This window comes from Alteromonas mediterranea DE, assembly GCF_000020585.3.
GTDB classification, from domain to species: Bacteria; Pseudomonadota; Gammaproteobacteria; order Enterobacterales; family Alteromonadaceae; genus Alteromonas; species Alteromonas mediterranea.
Genome location: NC_011138.3, coordinates 422,726 through 448,573, shown reverse-complemented (window position 1 = coordinate 448,573; position 25,848 = coordinate 422,726). Strand labels below are relative to the sequence as shown.

23 protein-coding genes and 1 pseudogene are annotated in these 25,848 nt (G+C 44.1%); 10 read left to right on the top strand and 14 right to left on the bottom strand.

All coding sequences use genetic code 11. The features are described from left to right. Positions 1-17: 17 nt before the first annotated feature. Entirely contained in the window at positions 18-1,085 is a 1,068-nt protein-coding gene (locus tag MADE_RS02040; RefSeq protein WP_012516942.1) for a sugar phosphate isomerase/epimerase family protein, read from the bottom strand. Between the two features lie 36 nt (positions 1,086-1,121). Further along, positions 1,122-2,276, bottom strand: a complete 1,155-nt coding sequence (locus MADE_RS02035) for a Gfo/Idh/MocA family protein (RefSeq protein WP_012516941.1) — start codon at positions 2,274-2,276, stop codon at positions 1,122-1,124. Positions 2,277-2,652: 376 nt separating this feature from the next. Here MADE_RS02035 and MADE_RS02030 point away from each other — a divergent pair, with 376 nt between their 5' ends. From MADE_RS02030 to MADE_RS02020, 3 genes are all read left to right on the top strand, one after another. Continuing rightward, on the top strand, positions 2,653-3,657 hold the full coding sequence (locus tag MADE_RS02030; protein WP_012516940.1) for a LacI family DNA-binding transcriptional regulator: 1,005 nt from the start codon (positions 2,653-2,655) through the stop codon (positions 3,655-3,657). Between the two features lie 54 nt (positions 3,658-3,711). After that, positions 3,712-4,665: a sugar phosphate isomerase/epimerase family protein gene (locus MADE_RS02025; RefSeq protein WP_012516939.1), complete on the top strand. Its 954-nt coding sequence runs from the start codon at positions 3,712-3,714 to the stop codon at positions 4,663-4,665. 64 nt (positions 4,666-4,729) lie between these two features. After that, entirely contained in the window at positions 4,730-5,053 is a 324-nt protein-coding gene (locus tag MADE_RS02020) for a DUF3392 family protein (protein WP_012516938.1), read from the top strand. 18 nt (positions 5,054-5,071) lie between these two features. Here MADE_RS02020 and MADE_RS02015 read toward each other — a convergent pair whose 3' ends face one another. Next, positions 5,072-8,914: a hybrid sensor histidine kinase/response regulator transcription factor gene (locus tag MADE_RS02015; protein WP_012516937.1), complete on the bottom strand. Its 3,843-nt coding sequence runs from the start codon at positions 8,912-8,914 to the stop codon at positions 5,072-5,074. Positions 8,915-8,992: 78 nt separating this feature from the next. Here MADE_RS02015 and MADE_RS20645 point away from each other — a divergent pair, with 78 nt between their 5' ends. Beyond that, on the top strand, positions 8,993-9,148 hold the full coding sequence (locus MADE_RS20645) for a hypothetical protein (RefSeq protein WP_012516936.1): 156 nt from the start codon (positions 8,993-8,995) through the stop codon (positions 9,146-9,148). Positions 9,149-9,151: 3 nt separating this feature from the next. On the opposite strand, the gene MADE_RS02010 is transcribed toward MADE_RS20645, so the two are convergent. After that, complete coding sequence (locus tag MADE_RS02010; RefSeq protein ID WP_023559491.1) at positions 9,152-9,670, bottom strand: HAD family hydrolase; 519 nt, start codon at positions 9,668-9,670, stop codon at positions 9,152-9,154. A 283-nt stretch (positions 9,671-9,953) separates the two neighbouring features. Here MADE_RS02010 and MADE_RS02005 point away from each other — a divergent pair, with 283 nt between their 5' ends. The 3 genes from MADE_RS02005 to MADE_RS01995 all read left to right on the top strand — a co-directional run bounded on the left by MADE_RS02005 (position 9,954) and on the right by MADE_RS01995 (position 13,682). Further along, positions 9,954-10,838, top strand: coding sequence for a DMT family transporter (locus tag MADE_RS02005; protein ID WP_012516934.1), 885 nt, complete (start codon positions 9,954-9,956; stop codon positions 10,836-10,838). A 142-nt stretch (positions 10,839-10,980) separates the two neighbouring features. Beyond that, complete coding sequence (locus tag MADE_RS02000; RefSeq protein ID WP_012516933.1) at positions 10,981-12,780, top strand: GGDEF domain-containing protein; 1,800 nt, start codon at positions 10,981-10,983, stop codon at positions 12,778-12,780. Positions 12,781-13,010: 230 nt separating this feature from the next. Then, the gene (locus MADE_RS01995; RefSeq protein ID WP_012516932.1) at positions 13,011-13,682 is read left to right on the top strand and encodes a haloacid dehalogenase type II; all 672 of its coding nucleotides are present in this window, start codon (positions 13,011-13,013) and stop codon (positions 13,680-13,682) included. Positions 13,683-13,806: 124 nt separating this feature from the next. Here MADE_RS01995 and ltrA read toward each other — a convergent pair whose 3' ends face one another. The 9 genes and pseudogenes from ltrA to MADE_RS21150 form a co-directional block, all read right to left on the bottom strand. Beyond that, the gene (gene ltrA / locus MADE_RS01990; RefSeq protein ID WP_232363116.1) at positions 13,807-14,946 is read right to left on the bottom strand and encodes a group II intron reverse transcriptase/maturase; all 1,140 of its coding nucleotides are present in this window, start codon (positions 14,944-14,946) and stop codon (positions 13,807-13,809) included. 369 nt (positions 14,947-15,315) lie between these two features. Further along, positions 15,316-15,513, bottom strand: coding sequence for a hypothetical protein (locus tag MADE_RS01985; RefSeq protein WP_012516929.1), 198 nt, complete (start codon positions 15,511-15,513; stop codon positions 15,316-15,318). A 383-nt stretch (positions 15,514-15,896) separates the two neighbouring features. Continuing rightward, complete coding sequence (locus MADE_RS01980; protein WP_012516928.1) at positions 15,897-16,157, bottom strand: hypothetical protein; 261 nt, start codon at positions 16,155-16,157, stop codon at positions 15,897-15,899. A 430-nt stretch (positions 16,158-16,587) separates the two neighbouring features. Beyond that, a complete protein-coding gene (locus tag MADE_RS01975) occupies positions 16,588-17,634 on the bottom strand; it encodes a protein-glutamate methylesterase/protein-glutamine glutaminase (protein WP_012516927.1) in 1,047 nt (348 codons plus the stop codon). Between the two features lie 2 nt (positions 17,635-17,636). After that, the gene (cheD, locus tag MADE_RS01970) at positions 17,637-18,254 is read right to left on the bottom strand and encodes a chemoreceptor glutamine deamidase CheD (RefSeq protein ID WP_012516926.1); all 618 of its coding nucleotides are present in this window, start codon (positions 18,252-18,254) and stop codon (positions 17,637-17,639) included. Next, a pseudogene (locus MADE_RS01965) lies at positions 18,244-18,543 on the bottom strand (chemotaxis protein CheW); the annotation flags it as partial. The pseudogene MADE_RS01965 and the gene cheD, both read right to left, overlap by 11 nt. Next, positions 18,540-20,564, bottom strand: coding sequence for a chemotaxis protein CheA (locus tag MADE_RS01960; RefSeq protein WP_012516924.1), 2,025 nt, complete (start codon positions 20,562-20,564; stop codon positions 18,540-18,542). The pseudogene MADE_RS01965 and the gene MADE_RS01960, both read right to left, overlap by 4 nt. Positions 20,565-20,601: 37 nt before the next feature. Continuing rightward, positions 20,602-20,967, bottom strand: a complete 366-nt coding sequence (locus tag MADE_RS01955; protein ID WP_012516923.1) for a response regulator — start codon at positions 20,965-20,967, stop codon at positions 20,602-20,604. 56 nt (positions 20,968-21,023) lie between these two features. Next, on the bottom strand, positions 21,024-21,695 hold the full coding sequence (locus tag MADE_RS21150) for a methyl-accepting chemotaxis protein (protein ID WP_415858273.1): 672 nt from the start codon (positions 21,693-21,695) through the stop codon (positions 21,024-21,026). 1,087 nt (positions 21,696-22,782) lie between these two features. On the opposite strand from MADE_RS21150, the gene MADE_RS20810 reads away from it, so the two are divergent. Then, complete coding sequence (locus MADE_RS20810; RefSeq protein WP_232363093.1) at positions 22,783-23,013, top strand: hypothetical protein; 231 nt, start codon at positions 22,783-22,785, stop codon at positions 23,011-23,013. Positions 23,014-23,664: 651 nt separating this feature from the next. Here the strand turns inward: MADE_RS20810 and MADE_RS01940 are convergent. Beyond that, positions 23,665-24,060: an ion channel gene (locus MADE_RS01940; RefSeq protein WP_012516920.1), complete on the bottom strand. Its 396-nt coding sequence runs from the start codon at positions 24,058-24,060 to the stop codon at positions 23,665-23,667. A 121-nt stretch (positions 24,061-24,181) separates the two neighbouring features. Between MADE_RS01940 and MADE_RS01935 the strand changes: the two genes are divergently transcribed. Further along, positions 24,182-24,712, top strand: coding sequence for a DUF305 domain-containing protein (locus MADE_RS01935; protein ID WP_012516919.1), 531 nt, complete (start codon positions 24,182-24,184; stop codon positions 24,710-24,712). Continuing rightward, complete coding sequence (locus tag MADE_RS01930) at positions 24,705-25,436, top strand: MauE/DoxX family redox-associated membrane protein (RefSeq protein WP_012516918.1); 732 nt, start codon at positions 24,705-24,707, stop codon at positions 25,434-25,436. Before MADE_RS01935 ends, MADE_RS01930 begins: the two co-directional genes overlap by 8 nt. Positions 25,437-25,848 lie beyond the last annotated feature (412 nt).

Genomic DNA, 25,848 nt, shown 5'->3' with positions numbered 1-25,848 from the left:
TATCCTATTGATGGCGCTTAGCGCTCAAGGCCTAAAATACGATTATTCTTCGCTTCGCTTACGTCTCCACCAGCAAAGTCGTCAAACGCATATTTGCTTGGCTCGATAATGTGTGAAGCGATAAACGGTGCGCCCTCTGCTGCACCTTGCGCACTGTCTTTTAAGCAGCATTCCCACTCTAGTACTGCCCAACCTGTGAAGCCATACTGGGTAAGCTTGCTGAAAATACCTTTGAAGTCGACTTGGCCGTCGCCAAGGGAACGAAAACGTCCCGCGCGGTCTTGCCAGTCTTGATAGCCGCCGTACACACCGTTTCTACCGTTCGGATTGAACTCGGCATCTTTGACGTGAAACATTTTGATCCGGCTGTGGTAGCGGTCAATAAAGTCAAGGTAGTCAAGCTGCTGTAAAACAAAGTGACTTGGATCGAAAAGAATGTTTGCTCGTGGGTGGTCATCTACAGCTTTTAAAAACTGTTCGAACGAAGCCCCATCGTGCAAGTCTTCCCCGGGATGAATTTCGTAGCATACGTCAACACCTGCATCGTCGAATGCATCGAGAATGGGTTTCCAACGCTTGGCTAATTCAGCAAAGCCTTGCTCGACCAAGCCAGCAGGACGCTGAGGCCACGGGTAAACCAAGTGCCACATTAATGCACCAGAAAAGGTAGCGTGAGCTTTCAATCCCAAGCGCTTACTGGCAATAGCCGCACATTTGAGCTGATTAATTGCCCATTCGGTTCGCTCTTGTGGCTTGCCGTGTAAGTGCGCTGGCGCAAAGTTATCGAATAACTCGTCGTAAGCGGGGTGAACCGCCACTAGCTGACCTTGTAAGTGCGTAGAAAGCTCAGTGATTTCTACGCCTGCGTCTTTACATATTTTAGCGATGTTGTCGCAGTACTCTTGGCTCTCCGCTGCTTTTTCTAAATCAAACAGACTAGGATCAGTAGGTACCTGTATTCCCTTGTAACCAAGCGACGCTGCCCACTTCGCCATATTTTCGAGCGTATCGAACGGCGCTTCTTTTCCCATGAACTGAGCAAGGAAGATAGCCGGCCCTTTTATAGGTTGTTGATTAGTAGCCATAAGCGCTCACCTTTTTCATTGTATGTTGTAATTGCATTACTGCGTTCCTTCCTGACTGACCGACTCCCATTTGGTGTCGCTGTCAGTACTGGCAAGCATGGCATCTATAAATACCATTCCGCGTATGCCTGAATTTATTCCTGGAACGCCGTCAGCTTTGCCTTTTTGATTCGCGCGTACCGCTTTTGCAAAATCGGTATACAAGTTTGCCATTGCTTCTAAGTAGCCCTCTGGGTGGCCAGCTGGAACACGACAACGTGCAGATGCAGCATCACATAACCCAACTTGACCCTGGCCGGCTCTAAACACTTGATAAGGGGCATCAACAGGGCGATAGATAACGGAGTTTGGCTCCATTTGACGCCACTCTAAACCGCCCTTGTCACCGTAGACACGGATCTTCAACGCGTTTTCTTCACCAGCACAAACCTGCGAAGCAATCAACACGCCCGACGCACCCTTCTTAGTTTTAATAAGCGCGGCGCCGTCGTCATCTAATCGGCGTCCTTCAACATGGGTGTTTAACTCGCCACATAACGAGGTAACACTGTCGTTTAATACAAACTCAACAAGTCCAAAGGCATGAGTGCCGATGTCGCCCATTGCGCCCGTTGCGCCAGAAATTGCTGGGTCGGTACGCCACTGCGCTTGCTTATTGTGCGTTTCTTCTTCGCCAGACAACCAGCCTTGCGGATACTCAACATACACTTTTCGAATGTTGCCCAGCTTACCGCTTTCAACGAGATGACGTGCTTGCCAAACCATAGGATAACCAAGGTAGGTATGAGCCAAGCCGTATAACGACTCACTGGCGTGAATAACATCTTGAAGCTCTTTTACTTCTGCAAAGCTAACGCCTGCTGGTTTTTCACAGAAGACGTGAAAGCCTGCCTTAATTGCGGCAAGTGAAATAGGTACGTGAAGATGATTAGGCGTTACGATAACAACCACTTGCATTCGCTCTTGCTCGGGAAGTTGCGCCTCGTTATCTAACATAGCTTGCCAACTGTCGTAAGCACGGGAAGCATCTACATTTAACGTTGCTGCCGTACGCGAGTTGTTTTCTTCGTTGCGGCTAAATGCGCCACACACCAACTGGTAGTTCCCATCTAACCCTGCGGCATGACGATGCACGGCACCGATAAACGCGCCTTCCCCGCCTCCGATCATTCCCATTCGAATTGGTTGCATTGAAATTCCTCTGTGTGCAAACGCACTATTGGTGTTACTAATGCCACAAAATGTAACCCGTTACATTTTAATGGTCAATACAAAAAACAGCATTTTATTAATCTAAAGTTTACAAATGGCGAGGTGACACTGGGGCTTTGCTACCGTTAACAGTCTATTCCTGCACCAAATTTGGACATAACACTAGCTCAAATTTACATAAATCCTACAAATAACCTTTGACGTTTTAATGAAAGTGCGTATTCTTTTGCTTAAAATGAAAACGGTTACATATTAATTTCACGTAAATTTTGAATTCGCTACCATCGTATAGACCACACCTCTACTGGGTTAGGTTTACAATGCGCGAGTGAATTAACAAACAACAATAACGTAAATGGCAAATATTAGAGATGTAGCAGATAGTGCCGGCGTGTCGGTCGCTACCGTATCAAGAACATTGCAACAACCTGAGCGTGTTTCTCCTAAAACGCGCAATAAGGTAATGGCCGCTGTTCAGGCAGTTGGATATAAACCTAACTTAATGGCAGTTAAGTTTCGTTCGGGAAAAACGCACAATTTAGTGGTACTGGTGCCTACGGTAGCGAACGTATTTTTTGCCCGTGTTATTAGCGGTATGCAGGAAGCGGCAGCCGAACTGGGCTATTCCATTTTACTTGCCAATACGCTTGGTAATAGTGAAATAGAAAGCCATTACGCCAAGATGGTAAGTACTTCTCAGGCTGATGGGCTTATACAGTTACGTGCGCACAACCCATTTGATGCCACTATGATCAACGACAATGGCCTACTTCCCATGGTGAATGCCTGTGAGGTGATTGACGATGGCCAATATCCTGTTGTGTCGTTAGACAACCGTGCTGCAGCCAAAGCAATGACCGAGCACTTAATTTCATTAGGCCATACCCGTATAGCCATGATCAAAGGACCTAATTCAAGTCCGCTTACCCAAGAACGCTTGGTTGGATATAAAGACGCCTTAGCGCAAGCCAATATTGCCTTTGATGAGAGCTTGTTGTTCCCGGGGGATTTTACATTACAGGCCGGATACAACGCAGGGGAGACCATTAGTCACCTTGAAAGTAGACCCACCGCCGTATTTTGTGAGAACGACGAAACGGCTATTGGTGCCATGCAAGCCTTCAAGCAAGCCAACCTACATGTTCCTAATGACATATCGGTGGCAGGTTTCGATGACATTGCATTTTCAGCATTTGTGGATCCGCCGCTAACCACTATTGCCCAACCTGCAGAAGAATTTGGTAGAACGGCGGTTACGCTACTGGTGGACCTTCTTAACGGAAAAATTCGCAAGGCCCCCAAAGTTATTATGCCGTTTGAACTTATTGTGCGTGAGAGCACGGGCAAAGCTTTGGGTTAATTGATGATAGCGATGCGTCATCACCTATGTACCACTACAGAAAAGGAGCAAGCAGTGAATTTAAGTAAAACAAACTTAAGTAAGACAGCAATTTTAGACGCGGCCAGTAATATTGGCTCTGGCGTTTCAAGACGACAGTTCATTAAATATTCATCTGGTTTACTGGCGGCTATGAGCGCTCCTGCTGTTTTGGCAAGTACTAGTTCGGTTCAGGGGCATGGTAGTGATAAAGGGGCTATGATGAAGGGCATGCAAAAAAGTGCTGTTGGTCTGCAGCTTTACACGCTTAGAGATATTATGAAAGTAAGTGTGCCGGCTACGCTTAAACTGGTCGCTGATGTTGGTTATTCGGAAATGGAATTTGCAGGCTACTTTGACCATAGCGCAAAGGAAATTAAGCAACTGCTTGATGACAATGGCCTTACTGCGCCTTCGGCTCATATTCAGTTAGACGCGTTCGATACTAACCTGTCACAAATTTTAGATGACGCACAAAACGTTGGTCACAAATACTTGGTAGTTCCTTGGCTTAGCGAAGCCCAACGTGGTACGGGCATTGCGCCATACCAAGCTCTTGCCGAAAAGCTAAATAACATTGGTGAAGCGTGTAAGAAAGAAGGTATTACCCTTGCCTACCACAATCACGATTTTGAATTTGAAGTACGCGACGGTAAGACACCATTAGACGTGCTTATAACTCAGACCGACCCAGACCTTGTTGCCATGGAACTGGATTTATACTGGACGGTAAAAGCAGGTAAAAATCCCATTGATTACTTTAAGCAGTACCCAGGCCGCTTTAAGCTTTGGCATGTAAAAGATTTGGCTGAAGACGGCAGTTTTGCTGATGTGGGCACAGGCACGATTAACTTTAAAGAGATATTCGCGCACGGCAAGTTAGCCGGTATTGAACATAAATTTGTAGAGCGCGATCAAACCACCGACCGCATTGCCACTATTGAGCAAGGTTTTAAAGCAGTAAGCGCACTTAATAAAGGCGTTAGCTAACGCTTTTGACCTTACCGTGGTTATAATGGGCACACAGTAAAAACGTCATAATAGTAGTAATTTTATGAGTGAACTTTTCAGTGCCCTTTCTCGCGCCTTAAGCCCCTATTACACCGAAATGAGCATTATGCTTATGGCCACTATTTTAGTGGTGTACGGCGACCTGATTAACGGCCATGTGAAACGCATACTGGCTCCTTACCATTTCACCATTCGCATTAGTTTGTTTGTAGTGCTGTGTGCCTTTGGCTATGGCGCACTAACTTTGTACGGCGCACCGTTCTTAAAACACACCCTAGCCTACTTGCCTTGGCAGTACCAAGGTGCAGGCTATGTGGCATCGTTTCTATTGATTGGCTTTTTGGCGGAAAGGCGTAGGTATATTTAGTTCTTTTAGATACTACCTTTACGCTACTGTTTTATTGTATTGCTCCACAAACTTTTTGGGTGGTAAGCTCATAACCTTTTTAAAGGACGTCGAAAAATAAGCTGCGGTGCCGAAGCCCACGTCTAGGCAGGTATCTAGAATACTCTTTCCTTCTAACAATAATGGGATAGACTTTTCTACCCTAAAACGTGAAAGAAACTCACTGAAGTTATAATCGAAAAGTTCTGACATTCTACGGTTCAAACTTCGAGGGCTGATCAGTAACGCCGTTGCTGCCTGATCTCTGTTGAAAGACTCATCGTGATAGTTTTTTTCGAGTACAGCAATAAAGTTGAGATAAAACGCCATATCTTTTTCGTTATCAAACTCTCGAATTTTTAGGCAACCAAACTTGAACACAGGTTGATCGCGCCCCTCTTCCCCTTGTTCCTTTGCCTCCCTGACAGCTAAAAGATGCTCTACACGAAGCATAATTTCTTCGTTAGAGGCAGGCTTTGCCAAGAAGTAATCTACTTTTTCTTCTAACGCAGATTTTTCTAGTTCTGCTCCGGTTTTAGCAGTAAGCATTAATATAGGAATATTGGCATAGCTGGCATTACTGCGAATGGCCTTAGTCAAACTAAGTCCATCCATTTCGTGCATCATTTGATCGGTAATCACTACATCCACTAAGTAATGCTGCATAACGTCTAAAGCCTGTGTACCATTTCGCGCTACTAAACAGCGATACTTAGGAGAAAAAAGTTCGAAGAGATAAGAACGAAACTCCCTGCTGTCATCAACAATTAACAGAGATTTCTTGCTTGTCTCAGCATTTGTCGGCGACAAATTTTCAGCGTGCGAATTCAAAAAAGCAATATCATCGATAGGCAACGTTACGGTTATTCTCGTCCCCACACCTTTTTGACTTTGAAGAGTAACCTCCCCTTGGTTCAACTCGACTAGGGTTTTAACCATTGTTAACCCAACACCATTTCCCTCTATTTCTGTATTCCCCCTAGCAAATCTCTCAAATACTTTACTCTGCAGGTTGTCTTCAATCCCTTCGCCATCGTCGCTTACGGTTATCTTCAGCACTTTGCTATCTTGTACTGCACTCACTTTTATCGTGCCGAGTTCAGGTGTAAATTTAACAGCGTTTTGTACTAAGTTAGCCAAGATTTTTTCTAGGCTATCGCTAATGAGCAATACCTCTTTTTTCCCCTTTATCCGAACCTCTAAATTTTGCCTCTTTTGTTTGGCTAAAGGCTCTAGGGATAAAACAATAAAACGGATTTTTTCTAACGAGTATGACTTGTAGTAGTCCTCAATGTTTAACGCTGAGGGAACATCGTGGTTCATTTGGTTAATTAGTTGCTCAACCCTCTTCATATTATCTTGAACACAGACTAACTCTTTGCGCGTCCCCATATCTGTATCAGAGATTTTTTCTAACGAGCCGTTTATGACTTGAATGGGTGTTCGAAGTTCGTGGGTGATCTCGTTGATGAAACGCTCTTTACTACGCAGCATTTTTTCGAACTTTGAGTGTCCGTCGGTTATTTCATATCGGGTCAGGAGGGTGTATAGGGTGGTGGTTTTGAACTTCTCGTAAAGCTTACTTACTAAGCCGACTTTCCATAAGAAGAAAAACACTATTAATATTGATAGGTAAAAAATAATACCTATATAAGATGCCCAAATAGGCGGAGCTATATCGAATTGAATAGTCAGTCCTTCTGAGGCTCCTTTATTGTGCGTGGTCACTATATAAAGTTTATGTTCACCAACGTCCATGTCACCTAAAGTTAAATTCATAGCCGCTTTATTGTGAGAGACCCAGGCATCATCGTCTAGTTTGAACTCGATGCCTCTGCTCTCGTTATAGACATCGCTATCGACAAAATTGAAAGTTACTTCCTCAAAACTACTATCAAAGTTAAAGTTAAGATTCTCGGGTAAGTAGAGTGCATGCTGCCCTTTTTTATCCATCCACTTAACGTAAGTCAAAACAATAGGTTCCACTTCAGTAGTTTGTGCTTTAAGACTTTCAATTAGTTGAATTTCATCCAGTAAATAGCTGTATTTATCGCCCTTCACTAATACTTTTTCGCGAAGCTCCTCGAAGCTTTTATATTCAAAATCCGTATCAAGCAGTCCAAACTGCATATCAATTTTGAATACTGACTCACTGGTTCGGGGCTTTACAAATAGGCCCATATTAGAGGCCACCCATAGGTTTCCACTCTTCGTAACCATAGCCCCCCGAATAAACCTTAATTTATCTAGGCCCTGGATAGTTAACGAGCTGATCGAACCGCTTTTCTTATTGATTTCTTTTAGGCCAGCCCCAGATGTACATACTAAATAAGTTTCTTCAAATTCAATTAAACACTGAAGTCCGAACCAATTACCCTCTTCGGGGTTAATTGTCCGCCAAGTAAACTTAGACAGTTGAAAATGTATATTGTCAAACTCATCGAATGCCGCTAGTTCACCGCCGCTTAATAGCGAGCTATACACGATTTTTCGGGGTGCTTTGATGGTGTCTTTTATAGTCTCATCCACTACATAGTAGTAGTTTGCGCTAATTCCATCATCGAAGTATAAATAGAAGGCGTCTTTATCGATGTCGACAGAATGAATGAAATCACTGCTACACAGCTCTGATGGATTTAACGCTTTAAGCCGTGCAAAGATCTCTTCTTGCCGAGACGTACAATGAGCAGCTTTATCTTTGCCTAAAACTGTTTCAGTTAGCTCTCCATTGCTTTCATTTAGCGTAAATAGGCCATTTTCAATTCGGACTAACGTTTCCGTTTGGTCGAAAGCAGATTTTTGAATATTATCTCTTAAGGCATTCCCTTTAAATGATATGAGGTTTGTTGAAAACTTCGTTTTGGGTAAGGAAATTAGGCCTAGCTGAGAAGAAGCAATAAGTAGCGAATCATAAGGACCAACCGCTATTTTGGTTATCGAACGAATCGCCTCAGATGTTAATATTGGATTCATAAAGGGTGGCGCTACGAGCTTCCCGTTTTCCAGTATCAATAGCCGACCGTCCGAAACCCAGATTTTATTGTCTTCTGTTTTAATTACGTCGTTTATGTAAGTACCACTAATCCCCTCAGTAGAAACGAAACGAGCCTCACTGCCTAAAATATACAGCCCCTCTGGTCCTCCAATGTATAACTCTTTATCGATCACCTTGACGAAAGTTGCACTAGATAAAAGCGGAAGTTTGTCGCTTAGCTTATACTCTTCAATAGTAGCTGACGCTTCTGATATTGAAACATAACCTTTGTTTGATGCTATATGCACCTTGTCGTTCACAGCGAAAAGTGAGTAGATACCGTTTAACTTCAAAGATGCCAGTTGCGTGCTTAGCTTCGTTGAATGACCTGAATTTCTATTCGTTTGTATAACATCGTCGATGACAGAGAAATAGAAGTTTGTAGAGGTCATGGTCATAGCCCAAACAGAACTCGTCCAATCTCTATTAGAAAATAGTTGCTTAGCTTCTTTGGTTCTCAAATTAACTTTAAAAACGCCCACGCCGTATTCAACAACCCATAGGCTAGCGCCGCTCAAGTGGATATCAGAGATGATCCCCGTAGCATGGTTAGACGTGTTGAACTCTAACCGTTCAGACTCATTCCCAATAACTTCAAATACACCATTTTCCGCGGCTATATAGACAACCTTGTCTGAGACCTCTAAATCACGAATAACTCCTGAAGGAACGCCATCGAAAGAAGTCCTGCCCTCTAAATTTACACCAATCGCTTGGCTCGTTTTTGGAATAACGAATAAACAAACAAGGAAAATTAGGACACAAGAATGAGTTTTCCATTGATATCGATGAACTGTCTCAGTAGTCATATCTTACATCCCTGTATAACGATTACCTTTAAAGTGCTCACATGAGCAGGAAAATTAAAAAAATAAAGAGGAAGAGATATGAATATCGAACAAAAAACAAACATGCAAGAACTTGGACAGCAAGACTATACTAAAGTATACGCTGGAACTAGCTCCCCGCTATTGAAAGAAGACTTTTACTTAATTTTGCCAATAGGGCCGATAAAGCCAAAGAAACCAGATGTAGATCGGTAACCTCTAAACCAACAACCACTTCATCCCAGCATTCTCGGCGGCTTGCTGGTCATAAATAAAATCGCCTACATACAGGCAGTCTTCAGGTTGAAGCTGCCAGGTGTTCGCCACCATTAATAAGGCTGTTGGATCGGGTTTGGCTGGGGCATCTTCGCGGGTAAGCACGTAGTCGATGGGAATGCCGTTATTGGCGACTTTAATAGCGGTAGCTTGGCGGCAGTTCCGGGTAACTATCGCCATGGGTAAATTATGAGCTTGCACTTTTTCTACCATGGCTTTGCCTATCTCTAGCCATTTCGCATTTTGCGCATCGTCTAGTTCGTGCTGCAATATAGCTCGGTGAGCATTCGCTTTGGTTTCGGCGCAGCTAAGGGCATCAACAAAGGTAAGAATGTCTTCGTTTTGTGGGCAGCCTACGTCGGCGCGCATTTGCGTGAAGTTAAGGCTAGACTCTACTAAGGTGCCGTCTAAATCGAATATTACACCTTTAATGCCGGTCAAATTCATCTGCTCTACGCTCACGCTCACGCTTTTATCGTCCTTTTACTTCACTGTAATTCTTAAAATTCGGTTAACGCCCACTTAATTGAGCACAGCGCTTAACTTACTCACTAACCTTACCGCCAACATAATGCCACGAAAGACTTTAGCCTTCAGTTACGTTTGCTTAAGGCTTCAATATATTTAGTTAAAAACTACTGATGTGATTTAAGTTTACCCCGCCCACACCTTGCATTAGCATAGCGCTCTTTTGGCAAACTAAATTTGCCCTTTCTGAATTAATCATATTTTTAACAGGTAATTTATGGGTGTATTTGCTGCGCTAGGTACAGCGCTTTGTTGGGCGATTGCTGCCCGTCTTTTCAGAGGTACGGGCAACGCATTTTCACCGCTTACCATGAACTTTTGGAAGGGGCTTATTTCTATCGCCATTTTAGCGGCAGTACTGCTAGTGGTTCAGCCTACAGGGCTTACCACTAGCACTGTTTTATGGCTGCTTGTAAGCGGGCTAATTGGTATAGGCATTGGCGACACCTGCTTTTTTAAAGCCCTGCAAAGCATTGGCGATAGCCAAGCTGTGCTGGTTGCCGAAACCCTTGCGCCGCTTTTTACGGCCCTTTTCGCTATGGCTTTTATTGGCGAATGGATCACCTGGCAACAGTGGGTCGGCGTAGCCGTTGTTTTGTTTTCTGTCGACATGGTAATTAAAGCACGCAAGCGCAGTACTACCCACGTATTTGCTACCAGTGGTTATTTATATGGCGTGGGTGCTGCGCTATGTCAGGCTATAGGGGCGGTAGTTAGCCGCGACATTTTAAGCGCGGGTGAAATTGACGCTGCCAGTGCCGCGTTTTTACGCTTAGTGGGTGGTATGTTTTTTGTCGTCCCCTTTATTGCGCTTACGAAAACCCGCTATATGCCCGTTATTGAAAATGGCAATCGTGTATGGCCCGCGTTTGTCTTAGCCACGTTACTGGGTACTACTGCCGCAATTTACTTACAAATGTTTGCTTTTGCCTATGCAAAAGCCGCCGTTGTTCAAACGCTTATTGCCACCAGCGCATTAATGTCGCTTGGGGTTGCGTGGGTGCTGGGAGAAAAAGCCACAAGGGCCACTATTATCTGGTCTGGGGTAGCCCTAATAGGCGTTGCTATTTTGGTAAGCTTTGGCGCGCCTTCTGCACACTAACAGCGTATTAAATTTTGCCTTTAAGCTACTCATAAACAAACCTCTCCCCCCGCCCCCATAAAAAGCCGCTTTTTTTATGGGGCTTTTGTAGTACTTCCCCAATCAAATCGATATTATTGAGGAAAAACAAAATCGAATACTCATGTTTCAAAAGATTGCTTGTACAATAATTTTGATTTTAAGCGTTGCGTTTGCTTCTTTCACAACAGAGGCAAGTGATGCGATAGACGCTTTCATAGAGGAAGTTCGCACTCCTTCATACGACTGTCCTAGCCAGTCTTTGTTTCCTCAACTTGAAAAAACGCTTTTAGGCGAATCTCTTTCTACCCAGCAGCGTTTCGCACTGACTGTCGCAAAGGGGCAGTTTTTGATTTGCCGCGGCAAATATGAAGAAGCAGAAAAAATGCTGCTAAAAGCGATAATGCAGAGCAACATTGATGAGAGTTCCTATGCATTTGCGTCTGCCATTTATCAAATTGGCTTCTCTTATGATGCAAGGGAAAACCCAGCGCGCTGTAAATACTATAAGCAGGCGCAAGACTTATCTTCACCCGAACGTCACAGCGATATTTTTACCAGTGCCTCTTTAGGGCTTATTAGCTATTGTTCCGATTCTTCATCCCCTGAAGTTAGGCTGGGCAAAATGTTTGGCGTGTTAAAGCGCTATTCAAATGACGGTAGCCCGGGGGAACTGGCGCATATTCATAACTCTATAGGTTTACTTTACGGTAGCTTAGAGCAGCACGCCCTCGCCGCCGAGCAGTATTTAAAAGCCCATGAGATGGGGCTTCAAGTGTACGAAGGCAGTAACAGGGTAAGTATTATTATTAGCGCCATTGTGTCACTGTTAAGCAGTGGTCAGTTCGACCGAGCGTACCAAAGCATATTAGAACTAGGTGCATTAAATACTGAAATAAATACCACGCTTAGCAACTTTTTGTATCAGTACGCGCTGTCAATTTATTATAGAAAAACCCAAGACTATACTAGCTTGGCTTACACCCTGCCCGATCTAGAAGAGGCAACTGCGAATATATCCAGTTCGCTAGGTGAGATGCTGGTTAGCTGGCATAAAACCGAAATTTGCTTACAAAATAGCGACCTGCCTTGCATAAGAGAGTACCTATCAGAAATCAAGGCAATGAACGCCAATGTAATACCTAAGGTATTTGAAACCAATTTAGACTATTTAAGTTTTAATGTAGATATGTACATTGCGTTAGGGGATTTGGAGCGCGCTAAAGCGGCGCACAACATTTATTCAAAAGAAGTCACAAAGCGCAGGGAACTGGCGCAAGACTCTTCCTTAATTATCGGTGCAGCCAACCTTTATACTCGCATTTATGATCTAGAGTCTGCCATTGAGCAAGCTGAGCAGCGACGTAAAAATACACTGTATACCGCTATTATTGTTTTCATACTGATAAGTGGTATAGCGGGCTATGTCTTGCACAGAAAACACCAAGCGCGTAAAGCTATCGACCCGGTAACTCAGCTACTTAACGCCGACTCTGCTATTTCCCGTATAAATAAACTTGATGCGCCAAAACCAGGTAGAGCCATTGCCATCGCCATTTTCGATGTGAGTAACCTGCGTGACATTACCCGTAAACTGGGCTCAACCAAAGGCGATTTGGTGTTAAGAAAAATAGCCCAGACCCTTCAGAATGCGACGCGCGGCAATGACATTCTTGGCCGTTTTGGTACCGAGCAATTTATTTTGTGCCTACACAATATCGAGGAAAGAAGTGCGCGCCAGTTCTTCGATAGAGTGCAAAGCGCACTTGATAGTACGTTTGAAAGTGAAACGACAACCGACAGTATTGAGGTTGAATCACACATGAGCGTATTTATCGCTAATGAAAAGATAACGGGCCTTAACGATATACTGGATGATATCGCCATGTCTCTTGATCTAAATAATAAAGCCGACGATCTATAAATATACTGTGAGCTTGTAAAATACTAAGCCGGCATCACTCTTTTTATGCCGGCTTTTTATTTTCTTATGTTATCCGTCTGCTCCTTTCTACATTGAATTTCAAAGCAACAGAGGCGACTTTGGTCGTATAACGCTTTCGCAAAACCATTTCTGTTTTACATTGGTATAAGCTACAAGTGCATTTAGGCAAAGCGCTACGTTTATCACCAATAGCAAAAGGAAGGTGTATCGTGACGCCACGGGTAATATTCTTCGATATCAACGAAACACTATTGGATATGCAGGCCATTAAAACGGGGCTCGCAACGGTTTTAGAGGGTGATGAAACGCTGGTAGACCTGTGGTTTGCTAACTTGCTTCACCATAGTTTAGTCGACACCATGTCTTCACAGTTTCACGACTTCATTGATGTGGGCGGTGCAGCACTTACGATGGTGGCCCACAGTAAAAACATTGCGCTAGATGAAAAAACGGCAAAAGACACCATTAAGCAATACATTACGAAGCTGCCTGCGCATGATGATGTCATCCCTACGCTCAAAGCTCTCCACAGTGCCGGTATTGCTTTGGTAGCGCTATCTAATTCATCTGAAACTGGCTTAAATGCTCAACTAGAATATGCCAATATTAAACACTACTTTTCCCACGTGTTGAGTGTAGAGCGCGTACGAACCTACAAGCCTCACCCCGCGGTGTATCACTGGGCTTGCCAACAAGCCAATGTGAAAAATGAAGAGGCGATGATGGTTGCCGCGCACGGATGGGACGTAAGCGGGGCTAAAGCAACGGGAATGCGAACTACGTTTGTAGAACGGCCAGGGAAAATGATGTACCCGCTCGGTTTAACTCCCGATCACAGTATTGCATCATTGAATGAGCTGGTTAGTTTAGTAACTCGTTAATGTTTCATTCTGCACGGGTTTCCCGTGTTATTGCAGCACAAACATCGAGTAGGGTGAGGCATCACCGCCTCATCCCTCTCACAGAACCGTACATACGGACCTCGTATACGGCTCATGTACATAGTTATTTAGCGTAATTGCTAAACACATATCCCGTTGCAACATTCTCCAAGTTCATTAGCCCGATTTCATCAAACCAACTGTTTGGCATTGCGTAGCTTGCTAAGGGACTGCGTGCACTGCACCAACTCGTCATGTTGATATGAGCAAACTGACCTTTATAACCGTGCTGTCTTAGCCAGCGATGGAGGCGGCTCGCCTTTTTCCATAACTTGAGTTGAATGCTGCGCAAGCGGCGTCTTAGCCAGCTTGCTATTTGCTTAAATGCCCTGCTCGCATTGGCTATCTTGAAGTAATAACTGAACCCTCTTAGCAGTGGGTTTAGTGCATTGATAACTGATTGCAGCGGCATTCCGCCATTGCGTTTCGTCATCTGCTTGAGCTTCGCCTTAAACGCGGTGAGTTTCTTGGGCTGGATGCGGGTATATTTCGTCCCAATTTCAACACCAAGGAACTTCACACCATCATCACTGTGAGTGATGTGTGTTTTATCCGTGTTTACACTTAGCTTTAGTTTCTCTTCTAAGATATGTGTGGCTTGCGCTTTGGCATTCTCTGCCGCTGCACGACTGCTACACAAAATCAGGATGTCATCAGCATAGCGCACTATGCGGTGCCCTCGCTCTTTCATTTCCTTATCGAACGCATCCAGATAGATGTTCGCTATGAGCGGGCTTATTACCCCACCTTGCGGACTGCCTGTCTCTGTCTGCTGCCAATGCCCATCAACCATTACCCCACTTTCTAAGAACTGAGTAATTAACTTCAACACGCTGCCATCACGCACCCGCCTTTTGATGCTCTTAATGATAAGCGTATGGTCCAGCTTATCGAAGCACTTCGACAGGTCCATATCCACCACGTGTCGCCGTCCGTATCGACGGATGAACATGGTGGCTTTATTAATGGCATCGTGACAGCTCCGCTTCGGTCTATAACCAAAGCTTGATGGATGGAACTGCTCTTCGAAGATGGGTGTAAGGAGGTCATTCAAGCATTGTTGAACCACTCTATCCCTAACTGTTGGGATACCCAATAGACGCTCACCGCCCCCGTCTTTCGGGATAATGACCCGCCTTACCGGTTGCGGTTGATAGCGTTTGGTTTTGAGTTCAAGAAGAAGCTGCGATAGTTCATTATCCAGATTTGAGGCAAACGCGCTCAGGCTCTGCCATCTATTCCGGCCGCACCTTTCGCTTTGAATACCTTTTTAAACCCCTTGAACAGCCTCGCTTTATTAAGCAGGTGACCGTACAAACTATAATAAACCCGCATACTTCCTCTCGAAGATGGTGTGCTGTGTGGGGGTCAATATTATCCTTTCGTGCTGGTCTATTTCACGTGGCTGTTAAGCGTGCTAGCCCAATGGCAATCTACTCAACGTTCACCACATTACTCCCATGTACCGTTTCGTAGTCAGTCCGTCGCTTCCACAACGAACCAAGTACGAAGACGTCGATAGCTAATCGATTCGTGTACCACTAAAAAAAAATATCTACTCATCACAGACTTACTATGTACTTCCGCCCTTCGCCATCCCTATCAGCTTTTGGCTAATAGTGACGCCATCAAACACAATGCTGATGGTCAGCTCGGTTTTACCCTCCACACCATTACTGGCTTTCACAGGCCGAACTTTACTCACTACTACGGCTTCATCTGCCACCTCACACCGATTAACATCTTGAGTCTCCCCTTGAACGTTAACCACTTACTCTAAGTAAGTTTAGGTGCCAGGCTTCCCCAGTTACTGCACTGACGCCCTGTTAGAAATCCCACCCTCAAGCACAAAACAGGACTGACCGAGTATCGGGCTTCACGCTATTTTGCACGCTTACCCTCCTGTCTTGCCGAATCAGGTTCACTTGCGTTGTGTACCTCTAACTTCCTATGGCTTCCTTCGGACCCTGCCGTTGGCCAACAACGCCCTTGCCATTCGGATTATCTTCCCCTCAGTCAGGGTGATTCAGGTTTCTTTCAACCTGACGGGTTTGCCAGCTTCGCTGGGCAAACAAAAAAGTCTTACCTAGGTAAGACTTTTCTATTCGTATTAGCGCTAATTCGCTATGTCGCTTTCAGCAAGCATTTAGGCAATTAGAGTTTAGCCAGTTCTGGCTTATTTGCTTCAAAACCTTTCATGCTACAAGAAGTGCGCTTTGTTTTTAATGCGCCTAGCTGACGTTTCAGCCACGACTTCTGGATCCCTGACTTGGCAGTATCCATTTCACTGCTAACACGCGTTATTTCTTTGCCGACATTAACACATTCTTTTTTATTTGGTTCAAATCCGCCATTCGCAAAAACAGAAGAAGAAAACATTAAGGCCGATAGCGCTACTAGCGTTTGCTGTTTCATAAGAGTCCCCAACTACTCGTTATAATCCCAGGTTAGTGTCATACCGTAAAAATGAGCATATACTTGCTTTAAATCTGTAAGGAATATAGCAGGCCTCTTATTCTTGTTAGGTACTTCAAAATATACGCAGTAATAAATCACTGCTTACTTTACTGAAACCACTACCTGTAAGCCATTGTCTTTTATATTATTATGACGACTTTACTTAATCTTACCATTCCACTTACGTATCGATTTTTATATTTTGCGTAATTAACAATTAGCCTATCCATAGTATCGGCCACAGTAACAGCATTCTGTAGCAGCATTACTAACTGTAACGCGTTGATATTAAAACACCTTAGGTTTTTCGAAACAAGTGGGCTTATCCCAATCCACTCAGCGATTTTAGGACGGGCATTTCTTTTTTGTTAGTATTTACTTACTACACCTACAAACGACTACCCGCTGACAGTTTTTCTACTGTTTCCATCACTGTTTCACCCATCCTGTCTAAGCTTATCACTTGCTTGGCCGCGCCCTTCTCGATGGCTACTTTTGGCATGCCAAATACAATGCAGCTCGCTTCATCTTGGCAAAAGGTTTCACAGCCCGCATTTAATAATTCAAGCAAGCCCGTTGCACCGTCACTGCCCATGCCAGTCAATAGCACACCAATCGCGTTACTACCTGCGCTCCTACAAGTTGAATTGAACAGTACGTCAACAGAGGGCTTATGGCCTGAAACCCGGGGCCCATCAGTTAACTTAATTCGATAGTCAGCCCCGCTCCTTTCTATCTCCATATGCTTATCACCTGGGGCTAGGTAAGCTTGTCCAGGCAGCAAGCGTTCCCCGCCTTTTGCCTCTTTGACCTGCATTTGACATACCGAGTCTAAACGCCTTGCGTAGGTCGATGTAAACCCAGCGGGCATGTGTTGAGTGATAACCGTCGCCGGTGCATTTGCAGGAAATGTTCGCAGCACTTCCTTAATGGCTTCAGTGCCACCGGTAGATGCGCCTATCGCAATAAGTTTTTCTGTGCCAGTGTAGTTCACTTTGCTTACCGCTGATGCCTTAGCAGGCGTCGCTTTCTTTACTTTAGAGCGGGCGGCAGTACGTATTTTTCCAACTATAAGTTGGTGATAATCAGCCATGCCCTGCGCCACGCCAATTTTGGGTTTCGCAACAAAGTCGATAGCCCCAAGTTCCAATGAACGAAGTGTGGCGTCAGCGCCCTTTTCGGTGAGCGTGGAAATCATCACAACCGGGGTCGGTTTTGCATTCATTAGTACTTCAAGGAACCGTAAACCATCTACTTTTGGCATTTCGATATCGAGTGTTATTACATCAGGTGATTTCTCTAATACGAGTTTTTTCGCTACAAACGCATCGGGCGCTGCACCTACCAATGTCATGTCTGGTTCGCTTTTTATAATTTCGCTGAGAATTTGTCTTATCAACGCAGAGTCATCGACTACCAGTACTTTAATTGTCATTTTCAGTCCTCAAATAAATCAACACTACCGTTTGGTGCCCGAGCAGACAGCTCCCAACGATGCTGGCTTTCGCGCTCAATAATGGTCGCATTATTAAGTTCATGAATACGCTTCATGAGTACGTTACCGTCACTAGGAAAAAAATAGATTTTTCGTGCATAGGTATCGCACAAGTCACTCGCGAGTATGGGAATGCGCTCTGTGTTTAAAAATTGGGTAACAAATTCGGCGTTAAACCGTCCCACATCGTTTTGAACGAACGAGGGAACCACCCTCCCCCCGCCAAATATTTTTGCCTTAATTCTCTTTTTTGACGCCCCGGCCTTCACTAAATCGTTAATAAGCAGTTCCATGGCGTGAACGCCATACTTCGCGGCCATCCCCTGCATTTTGTCGAACTCTTCGGCAGTTTTATTCACGCTTGGCAGCATAAAATGGTTCATGCCACCAATGCCTGAAACCGGGTCAAATAAACATGCCGCCACACAGGAGCCCAGCACAGTGACCAGCATTTTATTTTGGGTAGTAACGAAGTACTGCCCTGGCAACAGCTTTACAGCGTCAGTTGCAAAGCGTTTGTCGTAATAGCTTATCGGTGCTTCAAAGTTGCAAGACGCCACGAATACGCGCTTGAATGTTCAGCATTATCACTATTGTGAAGTCGTTATACGTGGCCTCACCCACGTTAAACTTAATGCGTAAATCCACGATGGGAACAATGTCGCCACGCAAATTAATCACCCCTTTAATAAAAGCCGGAGCATTAGCTATTTTGGTGACCTGCTCGTAGCCTCTGATTTCTTTTACCGTGGTTATGTCCAATGCGTAATGTTCGTCACCAAGCACAAAGCTTAAGTACTCTTTGTCTTGTCCACCTGTAACCGCTTGATGCAAAGCAGTTTCGCTCATGAAAGTAACTCCTCTATTTGGCTTGAGGTATAAGTCGTGGCAATGGAGTCTGCGTCTATAATAAGTGCCACTTTGCCGTCACCCATTATGGTTGCGCCGGCGATGCCTGCTACCTTGCGGTAGTGCTCTTCTAGGCTCTTAATGACCACCTGCTGCTGACCAACTAATGCATCGACCAAAATTCCGAAGCGTTTCTTACTGCTCTCAAGCAATACCACGATCCCCTCGGTTGGCGACTTCGCTGCATCTTCTACCTGCATAAAATCGTAAAGTGGCACTAAGGGCCAATATTGGTCGCGAATGTATAAAACGGTGTCGTTACCCAAGGTTTTTAACTGCTGCTCGGTAGGTTGAAAAGACTCGATAATATTAAGAAGCGGGATAACAAAGATTTGTTCTCCAACCGTTACACACATACCATCAACAATGGCTAAGGTAAGCGGTAAGTGAATGAAAAAGGCAGAGCCTTCGCCCGCGCTAGACTCTATGTCGATTCTCCCGCCAATTGACTCTATATTTCGGCGTACCACATCCATACCCACGCCCCTACCAGACACATCAGTGATGGCGTCAGCAGTCGAAAAGCCGGGTTGAAAGATGAGCTGCCACACGTCTGCGTCGGGCATGTCATCGGATACGGCTAGGCCATTACTGCGTGCTTTTTCAAGAATTTTGTCGCGATGTAAACCGCCGCCATCATCGATGATACTTATGATAATGCTGCCGCCTTTTTGCTCGGCACTTAAAATAACCGTACCTTTCTCAGCCTTTCCGGCGGCCACGCGCTTTTCAGGCGTTTCAATACCGTGGTCGATACTGTTGCGCACTAAGTGAGTAAGGGGGTCGACAATTTTCTCAATCAAGCTTTTGTCTATTTCGGTGCTGCCACCTTGAAGTACCAGTTCTACTTGCTTGCCCAACTTACCCGCTAAGTCTCTCACCAAACGAGGGAAACGATTGAACGTTGCAGTAAGCGGCAGCATACGCATAGACATGACTGACTCTTGAATTTCTCGCGTATTACGCTGTAGTTCGTCGATAGCTAGCTGTAAGCGCTCGCCTACCTGCCCGTCAACATCTTGCCCAATCATAGAAAGCATAGATTGGGTGATAACCAACTCGCCCACTAAATTAACCATGGCATCTATCTTCGTGGTATCTACGCGAATAGACGCAGACTCACGCACTGCGCTTTTTTTAGCGGAAGGCTTAGCTGGCGCTTTAGCCGGTGCGGGCGTTGAGGCAGTGTCACTTTTCTCTTCTTTAGTGTGGGTATTTGATGTTGAGTTTTGTGAAGTACTTGCGCTTTGCGGCTCGCCGCCCTTTGTCGTTTCTGAAGCGGTATTTATATGGCTAGCTGAAGGCACATCATCGAAAAAGCCAAACCCTTGGCTCTCTTCAGCTTTGCTCAATTCTGGTTCGGCAACCGTATTCGACGTGTCTTCATCGTCAAAGAAGCCGAAACCGTCATCAGCTTGTGTTGAAGCATTCGTAGGCTCGTCATCAAAGAAGCCAAAACCATCGTCTTCATTATCTTTGCTTTGAACCGGCTCGTCTTCGAAAAAGCCAAAGCTATCATCCTGCACGCTTTCGTTTTGGTCTTCCGTCTCTATTTTAGTTGGTTCAGCGCTTTGCCCGTTAATCACCCCATTTAACGTTTCTACGCGCTCAGCAATGCTATCTTCAGGGACAGGAGTGGCGTCGCGATAGGCATTTAGCGTGTCTTTTAAAACATCAAGGGTTTCTAAAAGCACATTAACAATGTCAGCGGTAATGCACAGCTCATTATTACGCGCTTGATCAAGCAAGTTTTCCATCACGTGCGTTAAACTCATTAACGCATCAAAACCAAAGATACCGCTGCCGCCCTTAATGGAATGGGCAGCACGGAATATACTGTTTAGTTCTTCAGGATCTGGTGATTCAACATCCAAGCCCATCAATAGCTGTTCCATATCGTCGAGATGCTCATCGCTCTCGTCGAAAAATACGCTATGGAACTGTTCAATATCGATGCTCATTCTGAATCCTTCCAGATAATAGGAATGGTTAGGCGACCTAACCCAATACGCGGCGCGTTACGTCAAGAAGCTTATTAGGGTCGAAGGGCTTAACCATCCAGCCTGTTGCACCGGCAGCTTTGCCCTTCGCTTTCATATCGCCACCAGCTTCTGTCGTAAGCATAACGATAGGCGTTCTGCTGTAGGCACCAAGGCCTCGCAAATTTTTAATAAGAGTTAGGCCGTCCATACGGGGCATGTTTTGATCGGTTAACACAAAATTAAATTGCTGACTTTTGCACTTATCAAAGGCTTCTTGACCGTCTTGGGCTGTGGTGACGGTATACCCAGCGCCCTTTAGTGTCATTTCTACCATTTGACGAATTGATACCGAATCGTCGACGACTAAAATGTGTTTGCTCATTTGCTCACTTCTCCAAAGTATGTCATTACTGACGTGCTTCCTGTTCCTTTCTTAGCTTAGAACAATTCAACTTCTCCAGCGTCCATAGAGGTTGCAGACACTGGGTTGTGGTCATTTTTACCTTTCGCAGCGAGTCCTTTTTGGTACTCATTTAATGCGTTGACGAAACGCTCAATATTGCTGGCATCTAACGTTGCCAACTGTTCTAAAATGAACGCGATCATGTCTTGGGTATATTGGATATGCTGGCCGTTAATATCCCCGAACTGCATACCTCGGATAGCTGCGTTTATCGACGCATCAAGCTGTGCTCCTATATCTTCAATTTGTTTCGTAGTAACAAGGTCTGCTTCTGCTTTTCTGATGATTTCCGCCAGTTGATCACTAATATGTGATTTAGCATTAACAACCTGTGATATATCTTGCGAGGCTACAAATTCTGCAGTGTCAGTAAGCTTATCTACCAAACTACGAATGTTCTCGACCTGGGTTTTAATTACGTCACTGAACTGGGTAGAACGGGTTGAAAGGGCGCGTACTTCATCTGCTACAACCGCAAAGCCTCTGCCTGCTTCACCGGCTCGCGCCGCTTCAATAGCTGCGTTTAGGGCCAATAAGTTAGTTTGGGCGGCAATATCGTCAATACCGCTTAGCGCATCTATCACGGTAGGCATTGCCTGTTGGATAGTTTGCACCTGTTCCATCAAGTGCTTTGTTGATGAGGACATTTGCTCGGTTGAATCGATAAATTGGGTTAGGGTTCCGTCGGTTTCTTGTGCGAAGCTACGCATGCGCTCTGAATAAGAATGAGACTGCGTGTCGTCAACGCTAAGCAGGGCATCGATACACTCGGTTTGTTGTGCAACAAGCGCTTTCAAACTGCTAAACGCATTGGATAAGGTTTCAACGGCGTCATCTTGGGTAGACTTGATGGACGATAAATTGCTGTCGCATGTACTTAAAGACAAAGCTAGCTCGTCGCTCGCTTTTTTGATATCAGCATTACTTGGCTGCTTGCTCTGCTCTGAAGGCTCGCTATCCGGGTAAAATGCATCATCTTCACCGGCACTTTTCCCAAAGATAAATCCAGTAAAGATAACCACACCTGTTAACACCGCAAGTGCGGTTAGTGGGGATACGAAAAAAAACAGCGCCCAGGATACAGCGATACCCACGACAGGCAGAATAAATACGCTTTTTAACGCCCCTTGCTGATTTAACGATACGCTATTAACTGACAAAAAAACTCTCCTTGAGAAATCGCGAACTGGCAGATAGCCAATGGCACGTCTCATCTCCTAAGCACACAAGGTGTAAACAAATCACAAAGCTTGCTGCTAGCGTTAGCCGCTGCACCAAGCTAAAAGGCAGTCTTGAATAAATGCACAATCACTTTGACACCTTTAGTCGGTAGCAAAGTTATTTATGACTGTCTTTTCTCACATGAAGTAAGCGTAGTACCCATTTTGAAAAGTAGGCAAGAACATGCATAAGTTTTTTAATAAAAACGCGTCTTTGGGCTTTAATTGTGTCCAAATTGCGTGAAAAGCGCGGAAATCAGCTTGATGTAAAATGCTTGTAATCAGATAGCAGTGAACGCTGATATGCGCGATTTATAATAACCAGCCACAAAAAATGGCTCTGCAAATCAAAAAACTATTTTTGCTAGCAAGTGGCGAATCCACAAGGCAATTAGGTAAGGCATTTGAGAAAGCTCTTCAAAATTCGGGACTAAAAGAGTCACCCAGAGGACCGCGAACGCTATACTCTCTCCGACATACTTACATTACGTGGCAGCTTCTCAACGGAACCAGCATGTACGCAATTGCGCGCCAATGTGGAACTAGTGCAGCAATGATCGAGCAGTATTACAGTCATGTAAAGCCCGAAATGCGTGCCGACGCTTTATCTGGAGTTACTTTTGATAAACAAGAGCCCAAAGCATTGTCCAAGAAAACATTAAATAGACGCGCAAAGACTGCAGAGCGAGACGAAAAACGCTTTAAAGAATGGGTCGAGGAGTTCAAAAAGCGTGGGTGTATTTAGTCCACCATATGGGGAGATAAAGTTACTTTTTATTAGTCGCTTGAACAAAGACCCCTTTACTTGGTCGTTTAACGGTGGCTTCTTCGGTTGCTTTTAAAAATAAAGAATAGTTATTGAAGATATGTAAATTTAATCAATGCGCTCTAAAACCAAACGAAAATCATAACTCAGCAAAAAATTCAATTACTAGTATTGATTCATAATCTTCGAAAGGCTGCAGGAAGAACCTCAAAGCCCGCAAAAATGTCCGTAAGAGAAGTAAATAGCACAACACAGCTCGTATGTTCATTGGTTCGAACTCAAGCTGTAACTGCTTTTGGAAACTAGAGTTATCAGGGATGAAGGAATTACCGAAGTTGTGCGTATGCTCCTATAGTAATCCCAAATATATCTGCATAAGCGACTCGAATAAAAGTGCCAAGATCATAGCCCAGATTTAAATCAGTTTTGAGATAATAAAGTCAGCTTTCAACCGTGCTTTTGGTTCTGAAACGTTTGCTAAGCTATACCCTCAAACTTCTTTCAAAGAGAAGCAAAGAGCGCTCTCTTGTTCGCTTTTGGGTATCTAAAAAGAGAATAATTTGCGAAATATTATTTCATGAAAAACTATTCCTATCGGCAGGATGTTTACACCTTCTCAGGTTACAGTTTTTACATATGCTTGAACACTTTCGATGCTGAACAGCTTATTAGTAGAAATCCTGTAGCCGATTCAACTCCTGCTATCACTCGTAGATGTCCGTCCGGCTCGATACTTCCAAGACCCAATGTAGTGATCGTAGTTAGTGAAAAGTAAAAAATATCAATAGAAGTGGCAGGTTGCTTAAAATCGCCGAGCTCGAAATAAAGTCCGATTTCATACGCCAGCGTAAAAATGACTGCTAGTAAAAGTTGGCTCAAAATGGCAATTACTACGACCGACAGTGTTTTTGTCCAAGTACCCTTCAATCTCCCGCTAACATTGTCCGCAATTACCGAAATATTAAAAAGATGCAGCGCTACGCAGACCATCAGGGTAACTAAAACTATTAATAGAGACAAAAACATAATATTTCCTTATTGGTACAAAACTTGACTAGTTAAGATTGATTGGTTTTTGACCTCTCTCAAACTATCTTTTGTTAGAAAGATTTACAAATATTAACTGTTTCTTAAGTAAGGATTACATATGAAATACTCTAAGTTCGCTGCAATGATAATAACTTCAACTGTAGCGATGTTTTTAATGATGTACTTAAATACCTACGCTATCTCGCATGTCTGGTTCAGTGAGACAAGGACTTATATGGCACTCTATATGGGGGCAGGCATGGCGATTATAATGTTAGCTTTCATGTTAGGTATGTATAGCAACAAGAAACTCAATACAGCCATTTTTATAATAGCGGCACTTACTTTCGCCTTGTGTATCTATCTTGTTCGTTCACAAAGTACCATTTCAGATACCGCTTACACGAAAGCAATGATTCCTCATCACTCTATAGCTATTTTGACTAGTGAGCGTTCTAACCTTGAAGACGTTCGCGTACGAGAATTAGCAAACGGCATTATTAAAGCTCAGCGAAAGGAAATAAAGGAGATGGAGTGGTTGATAGAGGATATAAATAAGAATGGCAAGGTAACAACTCAGGAACAGGCCGAACAGCGTCCAATTCCTCAATTTGAAGGTAAATTGAATAAAGGAAAGGAAAATGAGTAAGAAAGCTATCCTATATAGAATGGTTACTAAAGAGCACATTTGCCCTTACGGTTTAAGGTCAAAAGACTTACTAGAGCGAGAAGGCTATTCAGTAGAAGACAATCATCTTACTTCACGTAATGACACCGATGATTTCAAGCAAAAGCATGGTGTAGAAACGACGCCTCAAACCTTCATCGAAGAAAAGCGAGTTGGTGGATATGATGAGCTTCGTAAATACTTCGGGAAAGGAGAAGCGGGGCAGAACGGAACTACTTATGCACCTGTTATTGCGATTTTTTCTGTGGCAGCTCTGCTATCGTTAGCATTCCAGTTTTTTGTTTCTGAAGACTTCATCTCTATAAGAACACTGGTTCTCTTTATTGCTTTCTCAATGACCCTACTTGCAGTTCAAAAATTGAAGGATTTGTATAGTTTTACAAATTCGTTCATAACCTACGATTTGTTGGCAATGAGGTGGCTTCGATATGGTTACATCTACCCATTTCTTGAAGCCTACGCGGGGATAGGAATGGTAGCTCAACTGCCTGCCATAGCTGTTGCGCCATTTTCACTATTTATAGGAACCGTTGGGGCAATTTCTGTCTTTAAAGCAGTATATGTGGATAAACGGGAGCTCAAATGTGCTTGTGTCGGTGGGGACAGTAACGTGCCGTTAGGTTTTGTTTCACTATCAGAAAACATTTTTATGATAGCAGGCGCATTACTCATGTTATCTTTTTAGTTACAAGAGTTGCTTATCGACTAAACTTAATAAAAGTAACTCTATCAGCTTTTAAGATTGAAAAGACTGCTTGTTTAACTACATAGGAAGTTGTTTATCTTAGTTACAAGCAAATGTCATTGATTAAAGTGTCCTTAAGACTTATCTTTTCTAAGGGAATAACGTCGCGTAAAGGTTGAGAGCAAATACAAAGTTATGAGATCTATTATTTTCACACTATGCATTGGATATTTATTGGTACTGTTTACCGTGCCAGTTGATGCGTGTGAAATGAAAATGGATGAACATAGCTCATTAACTAAGGTTTCTCACAAATTCGCAGACGCTCATGAGGAGAAACGTAGCAGTTCACCTAGTTCTAAGCATCAAAGCGCTCACACTGATGGACACCCCTCGCATTCGGGTAAATCAG

Bases quoted from the DNA above. Each gene is read 5' to 3' on its own strand.
- MADE_RS02040 (WP_012516942.1), bottom strand. From the start codon at position 1,085: ATGGCTACTAATCAACAACCTATAAAAGGGCCGGCTATCTTCCTTGCT.
- MADE_RS02035 (WP_012516941.1), bottom strand. From the start codon at position 2,276: ATGCAACCAATTCGAATGGGAATGATCGGAGGCGGGGAAGGCGCGTTT.
- MADE_RS02030 (WP_012516940.1), top strand. From the start codon at position 2,653: ATGGCAAATATTAGAGATGTAGCAGATAGTGCCGGCGTGTCGGTCGCT.
- MADE_RS02020 (WP_012516938.1), top strand. From the start codon at position 4,730: ATGAGTGAACTTTTCAGTGCCCTTTCTCGCGCCTTAAGCCCCTATTAC.
- MADE_RS02015 (WP_012516937.1), bottom strand. From the start codon at position 8,914: ATGACTACTGAGACAGTTCATCGATATCAATGGAAAACTCATTCTTGT.
- MADE_RS20645 (WP_012516936.1), top strand. From the start codon at position 8,993: ATGAATATCGAACAAAAAACAAACATGCAAGAACTTGGACAGCAAGAC.
- MADE_RS02005 (WP_012516934.1), top strand. From the start codon at position 9,954: ATGGGTGTATTTGCTGCGCTAGGTACAGCGCTTTGTTGGGCGATTGCT.
- MADE_RS02000 (WP_012516933.1), top strand. From the start codon at position 10,981: ATGTTTCAAAAGATTGCTTGTACAATAATTTTGATTTTAAGCGTTGCG.
- MADE_RS01980 (WP_012516928.1), bottom strand. From the start codon at position 16,157: ATGAAACAGCAAACGCTAGTAGCGCTATCGGCCTTAATGTTTTCTTCT.
- MADE_RS01975 (WP_012516927.1), bottom strand. From the start codon at position 17,634: ATGACAATTAAAGTACTGGTAGTCGATGACTCTGCGTTGATAAGACAA.
- MADE_RS01960 (WP_012516924.1), bottom strand. From the start codon at position 20,564: ATGAGCATCGATATTGAACAGTTCCATAGCGTATTTTTCGACGAGAGC.
- MADE_RS01955 (WP_012516923.1), bottom strand. From the start codon at position 20,967: ATGAGCAAACACATTTTAGTCGTCGACGATTCGGTATCAATTCGTCAA.
- MADE_RS21150 (WP_415858273.1), bottom strand. From the start codon at position 21,695: ATGTCCTCATCAACAAAGCACTTGATGGAACAGGTGCAAACTATCCAA.
- MADE_RS20810 (WP_232363093.1), top strand. From the start codon at position 22,783: ATGTACGCAATTGCGCGCCAATGTGGAACTAGTGCAGCAATGATCGAG.
- MADE_RS01940 (WP_012516920.1), bottom strand. From the start codon at position 24,060: ATGTTTTTGTCTCTATTAATAGTTTTAGTTACCCTGATGGTCTGCGTA.
- MADE_RS01935 (WP_012516919.1), top strand. From the start codon at position 24,182: ATGAAATACTCTAAGTTCGCTGCAATGATAATAACTTCAACTGTAGCG.
- MADE_RS01930 (WP_012516918.1), top strand. From the start codon at position 24,705: ATGAGTAAGAAAGCTATCCTATATAGAATGGTTACTAAAGAGCACATT.